Annotated in this window: 15 protein-coding genes and 5 pseudogenes; all 20 read left to right on the top strand. The window is 36.6% G+C overall.

Features of this window, described 5'->3' with window-relative positions; all coding sequences use genetic code 11:
- The first annotated feature begins 795 nt into the window (after window positions 1–795).
- On the top strand, window positions 796–1,920 hold the full coding sequence (locus tag OCU56_RS15770) for an ISAs1 family transposase (protein WP_261874852.1): 1,125 nt from the start codon (window positions 796–798) through the stop codon (window positions 1,918–1,920).
- 24 nt (window positions 1,921–1,944) lie between these two features.
- Window positions 1,945–2,991 (top strand): annotated as a pseudogene (locus OCU56_RS15765) (ISAs1 family transposase); the annotation flags it as partial.
- A 26-nt stretch (window positions 2,992–3,017) separates the two neighbouring features.
- Window positions 3,018–3,149 (top strand): annotated as a pseudogene (locus OCU56_RS15760) (ISAs1 family transposase); the annotation flags it as partial.
- 186 nt (window positions 3,150–3,335) lie between these two features.
- Window positions 3,336–4,460: an ISAs1 family transposase gene (locus tag OCU56_RS15755; RefSeq protein WP_261874852.1), complete on the top strand. Its 1,125-nt coding sequence runs from the start codon at window positions 3,336–3,338 to the stop codon at window positions 4,458–4,460.
- 152 nt (window positions 4,461–4,612) lie between these two features.
- On the top strand, window positions 4,613–5,677 hold the full coding sequence (gene rfbB, locus OCU56_RS15750) for a dTDP-glucose 4,6-dehydratase (protein WP_261874897.1): 1,065 nt from the start codon (window positions 4,613–4,615) through the stop codon (window positions 5,675–5,677).
- Window positions 5,678–5,681: 4 nt separating this feature from the next.
- Window positions 5,682–6,563, top strand: coding sequence for a glucose-1-phosphate thymidylyltransferase RfbA (rfbA, locus tag OCU56_RS15745; RefSeq protein WP_261874896.1), 882 nt, complete (start codon window positions 5,682–5,684; stop codon window positions 6,561–6,563).
- Window positions 6,563–7,447, top strand: a complete 885-nt coding sequence (rfbD, locus tag OCU56_RS15740; RefSeq protein ID WP_261874895.1) for a dTDP-4-dehydrorhamnose reductase — start codon at window positions 6,563–6,565, stop codon at window positions 7,445–7,447. Before rfbA ends, rfbD begins: the two co-directional genes overlap by 1 nt.
- Window position 7,448: 1 nt before the next feature.
- The gene (gene rfbC / locus OCU56_RS15735; protein ID WP_261874894.1) at window positions 7,449–8,000 is read left to right on the top strand and encodes a dTDP-4-dehydrorhamnose 3,5-epimerase; all 552 of its coding nucleotides are present in this window, start codon (window positions 7,449–7,451) and stop codon (window positions 7,998–8,000) included.
- Complete coding sequence (locus tag OCU56_RS15730) at window positions 7,997–9,514, top strand: oligosaccharide flippase family protein (RefSeq protein WP_261874893.1); 1,518 nt, start codon at window positions 7,997–7,999, stop codon at window positions 9,512–9,514. Before rfbC ends, OCU56_RS15730 begins: the two co-directional genes overlap by 4 nt.
- Window positions 9,507–10,340, top strand: a complete 834-nt coding sequence (locus OCU56_RS15725) for a polysaccharide pyruvyl transferase family protein (protein ID WP_261874892.1) — start codon at window positions 9,507–9,509, stop codon at window positions 10,338–10,340. Before OCU56_RS15730 ends, OCU56_RS15725 begins: the two co-directional genes overlap by 8 nt.
- Window positions 10,341–11,222, top strand: a complete 882-nt coding sequence (locus OCU56_RS15720; protein ID WP_261874891.1) for a glycosyltransferase — start codon at window positions 10,341–10,343, stop codon at window positions 11,220–11,222.
- Between the two features lie 9 nt (window positions 11,223–11,231).
- On the top strand, window positions 11,232–12,353 hold the full coding sequence (locus tag OCU56_RS17555; protein ID WP_390904870.1) for an EpsG family protein: 1,122 nt from the start codon (window positions 11,232–11,234) through the stop codon (window positions 12,351–12,353).
- Between the two features lie 10 nt (window positions 12,354–12,363).
- On the top strand, window positions 12,364–13,269 hold the full coding sequence (locus tag OCU56_RS15715; protein ID WP_261874890.1) for a glycosyltransferase family 2 protein: 906 nt from the start codon (window positions 12,364–12,366) through the stop codon (window positions 13,267–13,269).
- Window positions 13,262–13,837, top strand: a complete 576-nt coding sequence (locus OCU56_RS15710; protein WP_261874889.1) for an acyltransferase — start codon at window positions 13,262–13,264, stop codon at window positions 13,835–13,837. Before OCU56_RS15715 ends, OCU56_RS15710 begins: the two co-directional genes overlap by 8 nt.
- 1 nt (window position 13,838) lies before the next feature.
- Entirely contained in the window at window positions 13,839–14,984 is a 1,146-nt protein-coding gene (locus OCU56_RS15705; protein ID WP_261874888.1) for a glycosyltransferase family 4 protein, read from the top strand.
- 280 nt (window positions 14,985–15,264) lie between these two features.
- Window positions 15,265–15,387: pseudogene (locus OCU56_RS15700) on the top strand (helix-turn-helix domain-containing protein); the annotation flags it as partial.
- Between the two features lie 180 nt (window positions 15,388–15,567).
- Window positions 15,568–15,734: pseudogene (locus OCU56_RS15695) on the top strand (transposase family protein); the annotation flags it as partial.
- 175 nt (window positions 15,735–15,909) lie between these two features.
- Window positions 15,910–17,034 carry an ISAs1 family transposase gene (locus OCU56_RS15690; RefSeq protein ID WP_261874852.1) on the top strand — a complete coding sequence of 375 codons (1,125 nt, stop codon included), beginning with the start codon at window positions 15,910–15,912 and terminating at the stop codon, window positions 17,032–17,034.
- Window positions 17,035–17,302: 268 nt separating this feature from the next.
- Window positions 17,303–18,427 carry a glycosyltransferase family 4 protein gene (locus tag OCU56_RS15685; protein WP_261874887.1) on the top strand — a complete coding sequence of 375 codons (1,125 nt, stop codon included), beginning with the start codon at window positions 17,303–17,305 and terminating at the stop codon, window positions 18,425–18,427.
- 7 nt (window positions 18,428–18,434) lie between these two features.
- A pseudogene (locus tag OCU56_RS15680) lies at window positions 18,435–19,064 on the top strand (UDP-glucose 6-dehydrogenase); the annotation flags it as partial.
- Between the last annotated feature and the right edge of the window lie 135 nt (window positions 19,065–19,199).

Genomic DNA, 19,199 nt, shown 5'->3' with positions numbered 1-19,199 from the left:
ATTTCGATGTCATTCCAGATTACAGGGAAAAATCATGTAGATGCCCATGTTTAAAGGCTTCGTGACGTATTGAGTTCACAATTTTTGAACTTCATTCGTTAGCGTTATCACATAACAATCAATGATCTGATGATCGATTTGTAGATCATTTTCAGTGTTATCTAATACCTCCATAGATAAATTGGAGGTCCCAGGGAAAAATCATGTAGATGCCCATGTTTAAAGGCTTCGTGACGTATTGAGTTCACAATTTTTGAACTTCATTCGTTAGCGTTATCACATAACAATCAATGATCTGATGATCGATTTGTAGATCATTTTCAGTGTTATCTAATACCTCCATAGATAAATTGGAGGTCCAACAATGAGTAACCAGCACCCATTTATGCATTTCGATGTCATTCCAGATTACCGACAACAAGGCAAAGTCGAGCACAAGTTAACTGATATCATCAGGGAAAAATCATGTAGATGCCCATGTTTAAAGGCTTCGTGACGTATTGAGTTCACAATTTTTGAACTTCATTCGTTAGCGTTATCACATAACAATCAATGATCTGATGATCGATTTGTAGATCATTTTCAGTGTTATCTAATACCTCCATAGATAAATTGGAGGTCCCAGGGAAAAATCATGTAGATGCCCATGTTTAAAGGCTTCGTGACGTATTGAGTTCACAATTTTTGAACTTCATTCGTTAGCGTTATCACATAACAATCAATGATCTGATGATCGATTTGTAGATCATTTTCAGTGTTATCTAATACCTCCATAGATAAATTGGAGGTCCAACAATGAGTAACCAGCACCCATTTATGCATTTCGATGTCATTCCAGATTACCGACAACAAGGCAAAGTCGAGCACAAGTTAACTGATATCATTCTGTTAACAATTTGTGCTGTGCTTTCTGGTCAAGATGACTGGAAGGCGATTAGTCTTTACGGTGAAGCTAAGTTGGATTTCTTGAAGCGATTTGGCGATTTTAGTCATGGTGTTCCATCTACTTCGACGATAGCTAGAACGATGGGTATGATTAGTGCGACTCGACTTCAAAAATGCTTCATTGAGTGGATGAAAGATTGCTGTGAGTTAACCAAAGGTGAAGTGATCGCCATTGATGGTAAGACTGTCAGGGGCTCTTATGATGACTCTCGTGGTCTTGGCGCAATTCACATGGTGAACGCTTTTGCGACTGAAAATGGCGTTAGTCTCGGACAACACAAAGTTTACGAAAAATCCAACGAGATCACTGCTATCCCAGAGTTGCTCGAACTGCTTGATATATCAGGCTGCTTGGTCACTATTGATGCTATGGGATGCCAAAAGAAAATCGCTCAAAAAATACTAAACAAAAACGCAGATTATTTGTTGGCGGTAAAAGGAAATCAAGGTCGTTTGGAGCAAGCATTCGATAATTATTTCGATATGAACATGCTCCAAAAACACGATGGCGACTCTTACAGCACGCAAGAAAAATCCCGAGGTAGACAAGAAACCAGGTTGGCATTAACGAACACGGATTTAAGTGTTTTAGGTGATTTGGCGTTTGACTGGCCAGAGCTTAAAACAATGGGTATCGTCGTTTCTGTTAGACAAGAGGAAACAGTGGCGAAAGAGTCAGAAATCACAGTGAGATACTACATTAGCTCGAAAGATTTAAATGCTAAGGAATTGTTAAATGCAACGCGTTCACATTGGTTGGTCGAGTCGATGCACTGGTCTCTCGATACGACATTTGGTGAAGACGCGTGCCGAAAACGGGCAGAAGAAAGTGCAGAGAACTTTGCAAGGATCAGACAGATGTGTTTAAACATGCTGAAGAGTGAAACGACTTTGAAAGCGAGTATTAAGCACAAAAGAGCGATGTGTGCGATGGATTCTGAGTACCTTTTGAAGGTTCTGGCAAGCCTTTATTGACGGGGATGTTCGTGATTTTTCCGTGCTGATATCATTCTGTTAACAATTTGTGCTGTGCTTTCTGGTCAAGATGACTGGAAGGCGATTAGTCTTTACGGTGAAGCTAAGTTGGATTTCTTGAAGCGATTTGGCGATTTTAGTCATGGTGTTCCATCTACTTCGACGATAGCTAGAACGATGGGTATGATTAGTGCGACTCGACTTCAAAAATGCTTCATTGAGTGGATGAAAGATTGCTGTGAGTTAACCAAAGGTGAAGTGATCGCCATTGATGGTAAGACTGTCAGGGGCTCTTATGATGACTCTCGTGGTCTTGGCGCAATTCACATGGTGAACGCTTTTGCGACTGAAAATGGCGTTAGTCTCGGACAACACAAAGTTTACGAAAAATCCAACGAGATCACTGCTATCCCAGAGTTGCTCGAACTGCTTGATATATCAGGCTGCTTGGTCACTATTGATGCTATGGGATGCCAAAAGAAAATCGCTCAAAAAATACTAAACAAAAACGCAGATTATTTGTTGGCGGTAAAAGGAAATCAAGGTCGTTTGGAGCAAGCATTCGATAATTATTTCGATATGAACATGCTCCAAAAACACGATGGCGACTCTTACAGCACGCAAGAAAAATCCCGAGGTAGACAAGAAACCAGGTTGGCATTAACGAACACGGATTTAAGTGTTTTAGGTGATTTGGCGTTTGACTGGCCAGAGCTTAAAACAATGGGTATCGTCGTTTCTGTTAGACAAGAGGAAACAGTGGCGAAAGAGTCAGAAATCACAGTGAGATACTACATTAGCTCGAAAGATTTAAATGCTAAGGAATTGTTAAATGCAACGCGTTCACATTGGTTGGTCGAGTCGATGCACTGGTCTCTCGATACGACATTTGGTGAAGACGCGTGCCGAAAACGGGCAGAAGAAAGTGCAGAGAACTTTGCAAGGATCAGACAGATGTGTTTAAACATGCTGAAGAGTGAAACGACTTTGAAAGCGAGTATTAAGCACAAAAGAGCGATGTGTGCGATGGATTCTGAGTACCTTTTGAAGGTTCTGGCAAGCCTTTATTGACGGGGATGTTCGTGATTTTTCCGTGTGCAAGGATCAGACTGATGTGTTTGAACATGCTGAAGAGTGAAACGACTTTGAAAGCGAGTATTAAGCACAAAAGAGCGATGTGTGCGATGGATTCTGAGTACCTTTTGAAGGTTCTGGCAAGCCTTTATTGACGGGGATGTTCGTCAGGGAAAAATCATGTAGATGCCCATGTTTAAAGGCTTCGTGACGTATTGAGTTCACAATTTTTGAACTTCATTCGTTAGCGTTATCACATAACAATCAATGATCTGATGATCGATTTGTAGATCATTTTCAGTGTTATCTAATACCTCCATAGATAAATTGGAGGTCCAACAATGAGTAACCAGCACCCATTTATGCATTTCGATGTCATTCCAGATTACCGACAACAAGGCAAAGTCGAGCACAAGTTAACTGATATCATTCTGTTAACAATTTGTGCTGTGCTTTCTGGTCAAGATGACTGGAAGGCGATTAGTCTTTACGGTGAAGCTAAGTTGGATTTCTTGAAGCGATTTGGCGATTTTAGTCATGGTGTTCCATCTACTTCGACGATAGCTAGAACGATGGGTATGATTAGTGCGACTCGACTTCAAAAATGCTTCATTGAGTGGATGAAAGATTGCTGTGAGTTAACCAAAGGTGAAGTGATAGCCATTGATGGTAAGACTGTCAGGGGCTCTTATGATGACTCTCGCGGTCTTGGCGCAATTCACATGGTGAACGCTTTTGCGACTGAAAATGGCGTTAGTCTCGGACAACACAAAGTTTACGAAAAATCCAACGAGATCACCGCTATTCCAGAGTTGCTCGAACTGCTTGATATATCAGGCTGCTTGGTCACTATTGATGCTATGGGATGCCAAAAGAAAATCGCTCAAAAAATACTAAACAAAAACGCAGATTATTTGTTGGCGGTAAAAGGAAATCAAGGTCGTTTGGAGCAAGCATTCGATAATTATTTCGATATGAACATGCTCCAAAAACACGATGGCGACTCTTACAGCACGCAAGAAAAATCCCGAGGTAGACAAGAAACCAGGTTGGCATTAACGAACACGGATTTAAGTGTTTTAGGTGATTTGGCGTTTGACTGGCCAGAGCTAAAAACAATGGGTATCGTCGTTTCTGTTAGACAAGAGGAAACAGTGGCGAAAGAGTCAGAAATCACAGTGAGATACTACATTAGCTCGAAAGATTTAAATGCTAAGGAATTGTTAAATGCAACGCGTTCACATTGGTTGGTCGAGTCGATGCATTGGTCTCTCGATACGACATTTGGTGAAGACGCGTGCCGAAAACGGGCAGAAGAAAGTGCAGAGAACTTTGCAAGGATCAGACAGATGTGTTTGAACATGCTGAAGAGTGAAACGACTTTGAAAGCGAGTATTAAGCACAAAAGAGCGATGTGTGCGATGGATTCTGAGTACCTTTTGAAGGTTCTGGCAAGCCTTTATTGACGGGGATGTTCGTGATTTTTCCGTGGGATGTTCGTGATTTTTCCGTGGGGCTTATGAAAAATCGAGTCATTTTTCGTACATAAAATAAAGTGTAATTAATATATCTTTAAGTTCTTAAAGATATTCATGAATAAAAAAATTAAGAGAATCAGATGAAAATACTCGTCAGTGGTGGCGCTGGATTTATAGGTTCAGCGGTAATTCGTCACATCATAAATAACACTTCAGACAGCGTTGTTAATGTGGATGTATTAACTTATGCCGGCAATTTGGAATCACTTAATGAAGTGGATTCGAATGAACGTTATGCATTTGAACAAGTAGATATATGTAACCGTAGTGAGTTAGATAGAGTTTTTGCTGAGCACAAACCCGGCGCAGTAATGCACCTGGCTGCAGAGTCACATGTTGACCGTTCTATAGATGGCCCAGCTGCATTCATCGAAACGAATATTGTTGGTACATACACACTTCTTGAAGCAACGCGTTCTTACTGGAATACTCTTGAAGATAATAAGAAGCAAACATTCCGATTTCATCACATCTCTACAGATGAAGTGTATGGGGATCTTGAAGGTACTGATGATCTTTTCACTGAAACGACTTCCTATGAGCCATCAAGCCCTTACTCTGCATCAAAAGCCTCTAGCGACCATCTAGTCCGTGCTTGGCTTCGTACTTATGGTTTACCAACAGTAGTAACGAATTGCTCAAATAACTACGGGCCTTATCACTTTCCAGAAAAGCTTATTCCTTTAATGATTCTTAACGCGCTAGATGGAAAGGCGTTACCTGTTTATGGTGATGGTATGCAAATCCGTGATTGGTTGTTTGTGGAAGATCATGCGCGTGCACTTTATAAAGTAGTGACTGAAGGTGAGGTAGGAGAAACTTATAATATTGGCGGCCATAATGAAAAAGCCAATATCGAAGTAGTGCAAACTATTTGCCTACTTTTAGAAGAATTAGTACCGACTAAACCTGAAGGTATTGAAAACTACCTTGATTTAATAAGCTACGTCATAGACCGTCCAGGACACGATGTTCGTTATGCCATTGATGCATCCAAAATTGAACGTGAACTAGGCTGGAACCCACAAGAAACGTTCGAGTCTGGCATTCGCAAAACGGTTGAATGGTATTTGAATAACAAGCAATGGTGGAGCCGTGTCTTAGATGGTTCGTATGCAGGTGAACGTCTTGGAACTGGGGAATAAAGTAGTGAAAGGTATTGTATTAGCAGGCGGTTCAGGCACAAGACTGTATCCACTGACACGTGGCGTATCAAAACAACTATTGCCTATCTATGATAAGCCGATGGCTTTTTACCCCATTTCAACGTTAATGTTGGCTGGAATTAAAGATATCTTAATAATCACCACACCCGAGGATAACGCGGGGTTTAAGCGTTTGTTGGGTGATGGTTCAGATTTTGGTATTAATCTAGAGTATGCGATACAGCCTAGCCCTGACGGTTTAGCTCAGGCATTTTTGATTGGTGAAGAGTTTATTGGGGATGACAATGTTTGCCTAGTACTAGGTGATAACATATTTTATGGGCAATCTTTTACTCAAACTCTGAAAAATGCTGCCAACCGTGATAGTGGTGCGACCGTATTTGGTTATCAGGTGAAAGACCCAGAACGTTTTGGTGTGGTGGAATTTGATGAGAATAACAAAGCCATTTCTATCGAAGAGAAGCCAGAGTCACCAAAATCGAACTATGCGGTGACCGGGTTGTATTTTTATGATAATCGCGTTGTGGAAATGGCAAAACAAGTGAAGCCATCTCATCGTGGTGAACTGGAAATTACAACGTTAAATGAAATGTACCTTAAAGATGACTCATTAAATGTTGAGCTATTAGGTCGTGGGTTTGCATGGCTTGATACTGGTACTCACGATAGCCTGTATGAAGCAACCTCATTTGTGCAAACGATTGAAAATGTACAAGGGTTGAAAGTGGCTTGTTTAGAGGAAATTGCTTGGCGTAACGGTTGGTTAAGTGATGAGCAGGTTTTAATATTGGCAAAACCAATGATGAAAAATGAATATGGCCAGTACCTCACTCGCTTAGTCAATGATAAACAAGGTACTAAGTAATGCGCGTATTAATTACCGGTTGTCATGGACAAGTAGGTTCTTGCCTTACTCAACAGCTTAATGAATGTGGAAATATAACAGTCTTACCACTAGATAAAGCTCATCTTGATATTACAAATCGAGATGCAGTTTTTGCAATAGTTGAAGAGTTTCAGCCAACAGTTATTATTAATGCAGCAGCGCACACTGCGGTTGATAAAGCTGAAGAGCAAATTGAATTGTCTTATGCGATAAATAGAGATGGACCTAAATATCTTGCGCAAGCTGCTGCAACGGTAAGTGCCATGATGCTGCATATTTCAACAGACTATGTGTTTGAAGGCAATAAAGTTGGGGAATACGTAGAAACTGATATTACTAACCCACAAGGCGTTTATGGTGCTAGTAAGCTCGCAGGTGAAATGGAAGTTGCAAAGGCGTGTCAGCAACATGTTATTCTACGTACCGCATGGGTATTTGGCGAGCATGGCAATAACTTTGTTAAAACGATGCTTCGTTTAGGTGCTACTAGAAATGAATTAGGGATCGTGGGCGATCAGTTTGGTGGTCCCACTTATGCCGGTGATATTGCTAAGGCACTCATTCAAATTGCTCAACATTTTGAGCGAGGTGATAATGTTGAAAGTGGGGTATACCATTTTTCAGGTTTACCTCATGTTAGCTGGCTTGAATTTGCAGAGACTATTTTTGCTCAGGCAGCAAAGCAGAAAGTTTTAGATAAAAAACCAACGCTAAACGGTCTCACTACTGAACAATATCCGACGCCTGCAAAACGCCCAAGTAACTCGAAGCTACGCACTAACAAAATTCAAGAGACGTTCTCAATTGAGGCCAGTGATTGGTTAAAAGCACTTAATAATATCCAAGCATATACGGAAGAATAAAATGAAAGTGATTGATACAAAAATTCCCGATGTCAAAATCATAGAGCCTTCAGTATTTGGTGACGAACGTGGCTTCTTTATGGAAACCTGGCAGCAGAAGAAGTTTGAAGAATTAGTTACGGGCAAGCCTACACAGTTTGTTCAAGATAATCACTCAAAATCAAAAAAAGGTATTTTAAGGGGGCTTCATTACCAAACTGAAAATACTCAAGGCAAGTTGGTACGTGTGGTTTCTGGTGAAGTATTTGATGTTGCTGTCGATATTAGAAATGACTCACCTACATTTGGAAAGTGGGTTGGTGTATATCTTTCAGCGGAAAACAAGCGTCAATTATGGGTTCCTGAAGGATTTGCGCATGGTTTCTACGTAACGAGTGATGAAACTGAGTTCGTGTATAAATGTACCGATTATTATAATCCGGATGCTGAAGTTTCAATAATGTGGAATGATCCCGGGATCAATATCGACTGGCCTATTGCTGATAATAAAGATCTGTTACTATCCGAAAAAGACAGCGCTGCTTTACCACTTGAAATGAAGCCTAGGGTATGAAAAAACAAGTTTCAAAAAATATAGCTATAAATTTCTTTTCTTTTCTTTGTAATGTATTGGTTGGAATATTATTAACACCTTACTTAGTGAGTAAGTTAGGTGTTGTAGCTTATGGCTTAATTCCAATGGCTATGATATTTACCGATTATATAAACGTCATAACACAATCAATAACGTCATCAATAAATCGTTTGTTAACTGTTGCAATAGAAAAAAAGCAATATACTGATGCTAAAATAATATTTAGTACGGCATTGTCACTAATGACGATGTTTGCAATATTTCAATTTATTCTGGTATATTATCCAATTTTAAACTTAGATAAAGTAATTAGTATCCCTGACAATATACTTAAGGATGCGAAGAATTTGTTTATATTGGTATTTGCTAATTTTTCTCTATCGCTTGTAACTTCAGTTTTGTCAGTATCTATGTATGCAACAAATCGCCTAGATATAATGCAATCTTTACAAATAGTACGTGCTATTTCACGAGTGCTTTTTATTGTGATTTTATTTTTATATTGGGAAGTTAGTCTAACAGCAATAGGAATAGCATCAGTTATTAGTGGTATTGTTGTTATAATTATGACTTTAATAATATCAAGAAGACTAACACCAGAGCTTAAGTATAACTTATCATGCTTTGATCTTGGAAAGTTTAAAGAAATAAGCGCATTCGGAGGTTGGATATTAGTAAATCAACTGGGTTTTTTGCTATTATCAAAAGTTGATCTAATTATACTGAATCGATATGTTGGACTTTATGAAGCTGGTGTGTATTCAGCTATAATGCAAATTATTAATGTAGTTAAAAGTTTTGCTTTAGTCTTTGCTGGAGTAACTGGCCCTATGGTTATGATTTATTTTGCAAATCAAGACAATGATAAAATAATATCAGTAACTAAAACATTTATTGGGTTTCTTACCTTGAGTATTGCAGTTAGCATTGCTGTAGTTGTAATGAACTCGTATTCATTAATGGAGTACTGGTTAGGGGAAACGTACTCGGAACATGGTCAACTCCTTAGTTATATGCTCATGAGTATATTGCTTAGTTTAGGAATGCTACCTATATTTTCTGTAAATGTAGCAATTGGTAAAGTGAAGATACCTGCATTATTTAGTTTATTTTGTGGATTACTAGGTTTGACTATATCATATTACACCGCTAATTATACTCAACTGGGTGTGTATTCTGTGGTTTTAGGAACATTTATTTCATTAACACTCAAGAATGCTATATTCTCCCCTTTATATGTATCTCAATGCCTGGGTATTTCTTACAACACTTTTTTTAATGCCCAGTTGAAAGGACTGATAATGTTTGCTGTTTCTTTATTATTTTGTAAGTTATTTAATAAGTATGTTGTAGTTAATAATATGTCAGAGTTGTTTTTGGTAATGCTTACTCAGTTTTCGATATTGATTGTTTTGTCTGTGTTTTTTTACGATAAAAAAGATAAATCGATGTTGACTGATTTATTAAAGAATAAAGTGAGAAAAAATGAATAAGATAATTTCTATAGTTGATTTGTTAATTGCGTTCATAAAATTCAAATTGGGAAAAGTTGTTTTTGTTAAATATTATAGTAGAATTACAAATGTTGGTGATGTTCTAAATTTAGACTTAATTGAGCATTACTCGAATAAGAAAGTTTTAAATACACGAGGATGTTCAAAGTTACCGCACTATCTTGTCGTAGGTAGTGTAATCCATAATATGAATGAAAAAACGACTGTTCTTGGTAGTGGACTAATAGAGCGAGAATACATAAATCATATTAAATCGCTTGGGCAAGTAAAGGTTGTGCGTGGGGAACTGACAAAGAAAGCTCTTGAAGAAAATTTTGATATCAAATTGGATGATTTACCTTTAGGAGATCCTGCAGTATTGTTTCCAAAAATTTACTTACCTGAAGTATCAAAAACGCACTCTCTTGGTTTAGTGTTACATTATGTAGATGAAGACCACCCCATAAAAGAAGTAGTAATTAAACTAGGTGGAAAAATAATCTCAGTAAGACAATCACCAAAAAGTTTCATTGATGAGTTAATGGAGTGTGATCACATTCTTTCTAGTTCCATGCATGGACTGATCTTGGCTGATTCATATGGAATAAAAAATAAAAGAATTATACTTAGTGACAAAATAACTGGGGGGGATTATAAGTTTATTGATTACTATTCTACAACAAATAGGCCATATGAAGATTTTTTAACTATATCTAATGAAGTGAAAGCACAAGATATAACAGATTGTATTAAAAAATGTACAGTTAAAACATTCACATATGATATAGATAAACTTGAAAAAGTTTTTTTGGAAGAGAATTTTTAAATGTCCTTTCCAATTATAATTATGACCAAGGATGAATGCGAAGATCTAGAGACGACCGTAAGGTCAATTTTAGATACAGTTAGTATAGATATTCATATATTTATTGTGGATAATAACTCTAAATTAAACGCTCACAGAAAGTTATTAACTGAACTTGAAGAAATCGAAAATATTTCTGTTAAAAGAAACTCCACCAATAGATGGATATTAGGTCTGAACGAAACAATTATGGACATTTGCTCCCGATTTAAAACAGACTATTTTGTTTTGACCGATGGTGATATTGATTTTTCACAATGTAATCCATCTAGTTCTTGTTGGTTAACGTATCTAATTGAGGAAATGAACAAGAATATATCAATAGGCAAGTTAGGAATATCATTAAACTGGGATTATTTAAAGTCTGAACCTGAGCTTGCAAATATTCTTGAACAAGAGAAATCACTGTATAATAAAAATAAGATGATTGGTAATCTTTTTGTATCTCAAGTAGACACCACTGCAGCAATATATAGATGGGACTGGTCAATCGAGTTTTCACCTAAATTTTACCCAGATCACATCCGATACCTTAGGCCTGAATTATATTCTTGTAGAACACCAAGAAGAATCAATGTTGAGCATCTTGGTTGGAAAAAATACTCAGCAGGCAATTTATGCAAAGAAAGAATAGATGATAAAGTAGGTTGTTTCACGTTGATTGGGGGCAGTATTACTCCTGAAATAAAAAGCCAAGCATCATTTTCGGTAAGACTTTATCACTCGTTGTTTTCAAGAGTAATACATAAGGCATGGAAATTTAGACGCTACTATATGCTTTACAGATATATAACTTTGAAAGGAAGAAAGTTATTTGATGGACAAGAAAGTACAGAGCTATAGGTATTTATAATGTTTATATTTAGAAATGAATTACTTACTTTATACTTTCTAGTATATATATGCCTACTGCTATTATCGTTGTATGCAAACTATAAAAAAAGTAAAATTATCGACAACACAACTTTTGTTTTGTCAGTAATTATATTTATCTTATTTATATATTCCAGAGATGGCTATGGTGTAGATGAACCAACTTATTTAAAAGCATATGTTGATTATGTTTCATCTCCTTCTAATTTTAGGTTTGATTACTCTTTTCGTACTCTATACTGGCTTTTATCCGTACTTGATGTGTCTCCTACTGCTTTCAATGAAGTTATTGTATTGCTAATGTTAGCTTTTGTTTCATGTATTGTGTGGATATTTACTAGCTCACAATCTCGGTCTATAACTTTAGTTCTACTTTTATTTAGCTCTACATATCTAGATTTATTTTTCAACGCATATCGACAAGCTTATGCTCTTCTATTTCTTTTGTTTTCTTTTTCATTTCTATTTAGACAAAAACTAGCTTTATTTTTTGTATTAGCAGTTATTTCATTTGGATTTCATTGGTCAGTACTCGTAGTATATATATTATATATTATATCCAGATTAATTTCCTTAAAATGGTTGAAATATATATTATACACATCAATAATATTCACTTTAATAGCTTTGTTTAGACCGTTAGGGATTATTGGATCTATAGTTTATATTGTGAATTTCCTTCCAAGTAATTTGTTTGGTGATAATTTAAATAGGATATTAATGTATCTTCAGAGTACTGAGTATTCATTTTACAGTCTAAATCTATTTGGTCGAATACCTACAATAATGCCTGTTATGGTAGCCTTATTCTTTAGTGCGTTTTTTTTTGAAAGTATAAAAAAATCAAGATGGTTGCCACTAATCATATTGCTATCAGTCTATTGTGTCTTGCTCTTAGAAATGGCATTCAGTTTCCGTAACTATTATTGGTTATTACCATTATTTCCTTTTCTTTGTGCAGACTTTATAAATGAAACAGAAGCAAAAGTTAAAAATACTGATGTCTCTAAGCTAATTATTGTTGGTGGGTTGCATTGTTCACTAACTATTATTTCTTTTTTTTCATCGCCATTGCTGCCCTTAATGTTCAGATTTTCCTAGAGATTTACACATGATAAAAATCGCTATCTTACTTTCCACATATAATGGTGAAGAATTTATAAAGGAGCAACTTCAGTCTATTCTTGATCAAGACACTGATTTTCACGTTGATATACATGTTAGAGATGACGGTTCCAAAGATGGTACGGTTGAACTTATTCGCGAGATGAACCCTGCGAACACGAAAGTCTATCAAGAACAAAATGTGGGTGTTATTGATAGTTTTTTTGAATTAATATCGATGATCGATGATTATGATTATTATTTCCTTTGTGACCAAGATGATGTTTGGTTCAAAAATAAGATTTCAACGGCTACACAATTTTTGACGAATGACAACTCTAAATTATATTGCTCTGCTCTTGAGGTGGTAGATAAAGCTCTAAATCCTATCAAGATCATTAATCAAAGAACATTTATTACATACAAAAATAGCCTGATCGAATCTGGTGCTACTGGTTGTACTATGGCATTCACTAACGAATTTAGGACTGAACTTTTATCCGTATATAAGATGATAGATAAAAAAGATATCATTATGCATGATAGTTTGATTATCAAGGTAGCAAGCTTATTAGGTAATGTAAGTTATGATACAGAGCCTCGTATAAGTTATAGACAGCATGATAGGAATGTTATAGGTGCTTCTAGTTCAGGCTTTGGTAAAACTCTTAGTGCTATTAAGAATTTGTTTGATGTAAATAAAAGAAATTTACAAATCAAGGAATCACTATCAATAATAAATTGCTTAAACAAACTAAATTATGACCATCCTTGTGACGATTTATTCTTAGTAAGAAGTGGCTTCTTTTTAAGATTAAAATTTTTAGCTAAAAACAAATATTATAAAAGAAATAGGTTGTCAAGTATGATTTTTAAACTCTTCGTTTTTATAGGAGTGTTTAGAAATGCATAATTTTTTTACTGGTAGAAGTATAACCTATGTGCTTCATCCATTTATATTTGTTTTATCTTCTGTATTGAGAGTATTGCCGCTTTGTTTTAGAATGTTATTTTTTGAAATATTTAAAAATTTTCCGACAAAGATTGGTGTCTTTATTAGACTGATAATTTTAAAGTCTATGTGTAGGTGTGGGAACAACATTTATATTGCTTCTAATGTGACTATTAAAGGATTTGAACAACTAACACTGGATGACAATATATCAATTCATGAGAATTGTTACCTAGATGCAAAAGGGGGATTAGATATTGGTAGTGACGTGTCTATTGCGCACAATTCTTCAATTATTACGTTTGAACATATGTGGAGTGATCAAACAAATCCTATAAAGTATAATAATCTTGAGTTAAAATCAATTAGTATTGGATCTGATGTATGGATAGGTTGCGGAAGCAGAATTTTAGCTGGAAGCAGACTTTCTGACAGGACTATAGTTGCTGCTGGTTGTGTAGTAAATAATGTTTACGATAGCAATGTCATTATTGCTGGTATTCCAAGTAAAGTTTTAAAAGAGATTTGAGATGAAAACAATTTTTGCACATGACCATCGGTTTATAGTAAATAGTGATAATAATGTTTATTCAAAGGGGAAAGTTAAGCGTGAGATGTTTGATCTCTATTTAAATCATTCAGATTTAATTACTGTAGTATCGAGATTCGAGCAAACGGAACTATCTACTATTGAGTGTGACAACAAATTTAATGGAATAAATAATGAAGTTATTAACTTTATTGGATTTAAAAACCTATCTAATCCAATAGAACTATTTAGTAATAACCTTAGTTCTATGTGCGAAATTATCGCCGATTATGATTTTGTTATAGCAAGGCTTCCAAGTGAAATTGGTTTGCTAGCTGTAAAGTCTGCAAAAAAACTTGGTATTCCTTATGCTATTGAATTTGTAGCTTGTCCTTGGGATGCGCTTTATCACTATGGAAGGTTAGAAGCAAAGTTATATGCGCCAGTATTTTATTATAGAAATAGGAAAGCAGTTTTAGATTGTCCAAATGTGGTTTATGTCACTTCAAGTTTTTTACAAAGTAGATATCCGACTAATGGTAATTCCTTTGGAGTTTCTGACGTCGAAATCGACTGTGATACAAAAGTTCATCATATAAAGGAGTTTACACCATCAAAAAGAATTTCTTTAGGTCTAATAGGTTCCCTTGATTCTCCTCACAAAGGGATTTCTGATGCTTTAAAAGCCCTTCGATTACTGTTAGATAAAGGATATGACGTTGAGCTTAATGTTCTTGGTCCTGGTGACAATCTTCGTTGGGCTAACAGTATAAAGGGAATTGAGTCTAGAGTAAGGTTTCTAGGAACGAAAAAACCAGGTAAAGAAGTTCAAGATTGGCTGGCATCGCTAGATATATATATTCAGCCATCTCTGCAAGAAGGACTTCCACGTTCTATCGTAGAAGCGATGAATTGTGGATTGCCTATAGTAGCAAGCAATGCCGGCGGTATTCCAGAGTTGATACAAAAAAATTTTATACATAGGAAAAAAGATTATACAACTTTGGCTAAAATGATTGAAAAGTTATTCAATAGTTATGAATATAGGCAAAGCTCAAAATTTAGTATAGAAACATCTGAACAATTTGACTATCGGGAGTTATTTTCAAAGCGCAGTCACATATGGAAATCAATACTGACAAAATAGTCTTAGTCACTATAAATTTACGTCATTTGTAATGAAAGGAAAATACAAAATACTCATGTATTTTACGCCCCTTTCACCTCTAACTAAATGTAGATACCATATCTCAGAACCGAGTACAAACCTAATTTAAGGCTAATGCGGATTGATACCTTGTTTGGTTCTTTATTATACCAATCTAAGTAAAAATATGATCTAATTGAGGCGTTCACAATTAGGACTAATCGCTATGGATAGCCTTAACGACATCGACTTAAAAAAAATTGCGAGCCAGCAAAAATCCATGCAGATGAAAATGAGATTGCTGGCCCTTGCTCATTTCAAAGACGGGCACTCTCGCACTCAGATTGCCAAGTTTCTTAAGGTAAGTAGAACCAGCGTTAATAAATGGGTTCAAGTCTTCCTCAGGGAAATCGCATGAACATTCCCATTTTTAAAGGGTTAAGCCAGCGAAAATTTTTCAAACACTAGTCCATTTATTACTTATTTCATCATATACGTCACATCTGTATTGCTTAATAAAGGATCAGATTGTAGATCATTTTGATTGCTGTCTAATAGCTTCATATTCATTTGGAGCCAGACAATGACAAAAATGACCAATCCATTTATGCACTTCTCAACGATTAAAGATTACCGCCAAGCTGCAAAAGTTAATCATAAATTGTCCGATATAATTTTGCTGATAATTTGTGGTGTTTTGTCAGGTCAGATACCTGGGAAGGCATTAGCGATTTTGGTGAAATACGATTGGGCAGGGAAAAATCATGTAGATGCCCATGTTTAAAGGCTTCGTGACGTATTGAGTTCACAATTTTTGAACTTCATTCGTTAGCGTTATCACATAACAATCAATGATCTGATGATCGATTTGTAGATCATTTTCAGTGTTATCTAATACCTCCATAGATAAATTGGAGGTCCAACAATGAGTAACCAGCACCCATTTATGCATTTCGATGTCATTCCAGATTACCGACAACAAGGCAAAGTCGAGCACAAGTTAACTGATATCATTCTGTTAACAATTTGTGCTGTGCTTTCTGGTCAAGATGACTGGAAGGCGATTAGTCTTTACGGTGAAGCTAAGTTGGATTTCTTGAAGCGATTTGGCGATTTTAGTCATGGTGTTCCATCTACTTCGACGATAGCTAGAACGATGGGTATGATTAGTGCGACTCGACTTCAAAAATGCTTCATTGAGTGGATGAAAGATTGCTGTGAGTTAACCAAAGGTGAAGTGATCGCCATTGATGGTAAGACTGTCAGGGGCTCTTATGATGACTCTCGTGGTCTTGGCGCAATTCACATGGTGAACGCTTTTGCGACTGAAAATGGCGTTAGTCTCGGACAACACAAAGTTTACGAAAAATCCAACGAGATCACTGCTATCCCAGAGTTGCTCGAACTGCTTGATATATCAGGCTGCTTGGTCACTATTGATGCTATGGGATGCCAAAAGAAAATCGCTCAAAAAATACTAAACAAAAACGCAGATTATTTGTTGGCGGTAAAAGGAAATCAAGGTCGTTTGGAGCAAGCATTCGATAATTATTTCGATATGAACATGCTCCAAAAACACGATGGCGACTCTTACAGCACGCAAGAAAAATCCCGAGGTAGACAAGAAACCAGGTTGGCATTAACGAACACGGATTTAAGTGTTTTAGGTGATTTGGCGTTTGACTGGCCAGAGCTTAAAACAATGGGTATCGTCGTTTCTGTTAGACAAGAGGAAACAGTGGCGAAAGAGTCAGAAATCACAGTGAGATACTACATTAGCTCGAAAGATTTAAATGCTAAGGAATTGTTAAATGCAACGCGTTCACATTGGTTGGTCGAGTCGATGCACTGGTCTCTCGATACGACATTTGGTGAAGACGCGTGCCGAAAACGGGCAGAAGAAAGTGCAGAGAACTTTGCAAGGATCAGACAGATGTGTTTAAACATGCTGAAGAGTGAAACGACTTTGAAAGCGAGTATTAAGCACAAAAGAGCGATGTGTGCGATGGATTCTGAGTACCTTTTGAAGGTTCTGGCAAGCCTTTATTGACGGGGATGTTCGTGATTTTTCCGTGCGAACTCCAACCGATGACATGTCGGATCTCATGCCGTGGAACATTGAAATCGGTGAAGCTGATTAATACTTCACTGGTTAATTAATCGCTTACGATGAAAACTACCTAAGTAAGGTTCTCGGAAGCGTTGCATAACGGTGATGTTCATGCGATTTCCGTGCTCTCAAACTCAATCAATTTAGATAAATTACAAAGTTAGATATCCAGTTGTACTGGTTCAGAATATAAAGGTTAATATCAAAAATGAGTTCATCAAAAACCGTAGTTATTACTTCTAATACTAGTTGGTATCTTTATAACTTTCGGAAAAATACAATATTAGCCTTGGTCAAAGAAGGTTATCAAGTTATCGCTGTTTCTCCCAAAGATGATTATTCTAAAAAGCTAGTAGACTTAGGAATTGAGTATCAGCCTATTGAAATTGACCAAGGTGGTACTAATCCAGTTAAAGATGTTGGTACTTTCTTTGGGTTTGTTAGTTTATATAGAAAAATACGTCCGGATGTAGTTCTGAACTTTACGCCAAAGAATAATATTTATAGTACTTTAGCCGCGTCACTTTTTGGGACTAAATCTATTAATAACATTGCAGGACTGGGTATGGTATTTATCAATGAAAATATCACAGCCAAACTTGCTCGTTTTTTGTATAGAATTAGTCAACCTAAAGCACATACCATTTTCTTCCAAAATAATGAAGATAAAGAGTTGTTCGCTCAGCATAAATTAGCACCGCTTGATATCACAGATAGAGTGCCAGGTTCTGGTGCAGATTTGACTCGGTTTTCCTTATCTCCTAGCGAAGATGATGGTGTTGTTCGCTTTTTGCTTATTGCTCGTATGCTTTACGACAAAGGCATTGGGCACTATGTAGAAGCCGCTCGTGAGTTAAAAGAAAAGCACGGTGATAAGGTCGAATTTAGGCTTTTGGGCTTTCTTGATGTTAATAATCCTTCAGCTGTATCTAAACAAGATATGCAATCTTGGGTAGATGAAGGTATTGTTAATTACTTAGGTACCTCTGATTCTGTTGAAAAAGAAATAGCACAAGTCGACTGTATGGTATTGCCGTCTTTCTATCGTGAAGGGGTACCTAAGTCACTATTGGAAGCATGTGCAATGGGTAAGCCTATCGTTACAACTGATAATGTCGGTTGCCGAGAAACCGTTGATGATGGCATCAATGGCTATTTGTGTGAGCCTCGTAGTACGTCTAGTCTTGTCGATAAATTAGATCTTATGATCAATAATTCTCATCATGAGCGGTTATTGATGGGTCATGAAAGTAGAATTAAAGTTGAGAAGGAATTTGACGAAAAAATAGTTATTCAGAAATATTTGCAGGCTGTTAAGTCTGCTATTAAGTAGGTAAAAAATGAAAATTGCAATCGCCGGTACAGGATATGTTGGTCTTTCCAATGCTATGTTGTTATCTCAGAACCACTAAGTTACTGCTGTAGATATCATCGAAGAGAAAATTGATCTTCTAAACAATAGACAATCACCTATAGTGGATGCAGAAATATCAGATTTCTTAGCGAATAAAGATTTAAACTTCACGGCTACCTTAGACAAAGAGTTGGCCTATAGTGATGCAGAGTATGTAGTGATTGCTACCCCTACGGATTATGATCCGGAAACCAACTACTTTAATACATCTTCCGTTGAGGCTGTCATTAAAGATGTAATGGTATTTAATCCAAATGCCATTATGGTCATTAAGTCCACAGTGCCTGTTGGTTATACAGCTCGTATTAAAGAGGAATTAGGCTGTGCTAATTTAATCTTTTCTCCTGAGTTTTTACGTGAAGGTCGTGCCTTGTATGATAATTTGCATCCCTCTCGCATTATCGTTGGTGAGCAAAGTGAACGCGCAAAAGTCTTTGCCGATCTCCTAGTTGAAGGTGCAGTAAAAGAAGACATAAAAGTGTTGTTCACTGACTCAACTGAAGCAGAGGGAATTAAATTATTCTCCAATACTTATTTAGCTATGCGGGTGTCTTATCAGGGAAAAATCATGTAGATGCCCATGTTTAAAGGCTTCGTGACGTATTGAGTTCACAATTTTTGAACTTCATTCGTTAGCGTTATCACATAACAATCAATGATCTGATGATCGATTTGTAGATCATTTTCAGTG

Origin of the sequence: Vibrio rarus, from assembly GCF_024347075.1 — a bacterium.
Taxonomy (GTDB): domain Bacteria; phylum Pseudomonadota; class Gammaproteobacteria; order Enterobacterales; family Vibrionaceae; genus Vibrio; species Vibrio rarus.
Note: the sequence above shows the minus strand (reverse complement) of the source record. Positions and strands in the feature narration are given on the sequence as shown.

Excerpts from the sequence above, each read along its gene's own strand:
- OCU56_RS15690 (WP_261874852.1), top strand. The coding sequence starts at position 15,910 with ATGAGTAACCAGCACCCATTTATGCATTTCGATGTCATTCCAGATTAC.
- OCU56_RS15685 (WP_261874887.1), top strand. The coding sequence starts at position 17,303 with ATGAGTTCATCAAAAACCGTAGTTATTACTTCTAATACTAGTTGGTAT.
- OCU56_RS15705 (WP_261874888.1), top strand. The coding sequence starts at position 13,839 with ATGAAAACAATTTTTGCACATGACCATCGGTTTATAGTAAATAGTGAT.
- rfbD (WP_261874895.1), top strand. The coding sequence starts at position 6,563 with ATGCGCGTATTAATTACCGGTTGTCATGGACAAGTAGGTTCTTGCCTT.
- OCU56_RS15725 (WP_261874892.1), top strand. The coding sequence starts at position 9,507 with ATGAATAAGATAATTTCTATAGTTGATTTGTTAATTGCGTTCATAAAA.
- OCU56_RS15755 (WP_261874852.1), top strand. The coding sequence starts at position 3,336 with ATGAGTAACCAGCACCCATTTATGCATTTCGATGTCATTCCAGATTAC.
- OCU56_RS15730 (WP_261874893.1), top strand. The coding sequence starts at position 7,997 with ATGAAAAAACAAGTTTCAAAAAATATAGCTATAAATTTCTTTTCTTTT.
- OCU56_RS15715 (WP_261874890.1), top strand. The coding sequence starts at position 12,364 with ATGATAAAAATCGCTATCTTACTTTCCACATATAATGGTGAAGAATTT.
- rfbC (WP_261874894.1), top strand. The coding sequence starts at position 7,449 with ATGAAAGTGATTGATACAAAAATTCCCGATGTCAAAATCATAGAGCCT.
- OCU56_RS17555 (WP_390904870.1), top strand. The coding sequence starts at position 11,232 with ATGTTTATATTTAGAAATGAATTACTTACTTTATACTTTCTAGTATAT.
- rfbB (WP_261874897.1), top strand. The coding sequence starts at position 4,613 with ATGAAAATACTCGTCAGTGGTGGCGCTGGATTTATAGGTTCAGCGGTA.
- OCU56_RS15770 (WP_261874852.1), top strand. The coding sequence starts at position 796 with ATGAGTAACCAGCACCCATTTATGCATTTCGATGTCATTCCAGATTAC.
- OCU56_RS15710 (WP_261874889.1), top strand. The coding sequence starts at position 13,262 with ATGCATAATTTTTTTACTGGTAGAAGTATAACCTATGTGCTTCATCCA.
- OCU56_RS15720 (WP_261874891.1), top strand. The coding sequence starts at position 10,341 with ATGTCCTTTCCAATTATAATTATGACCAAGGATGAATGCGAAGATCTA.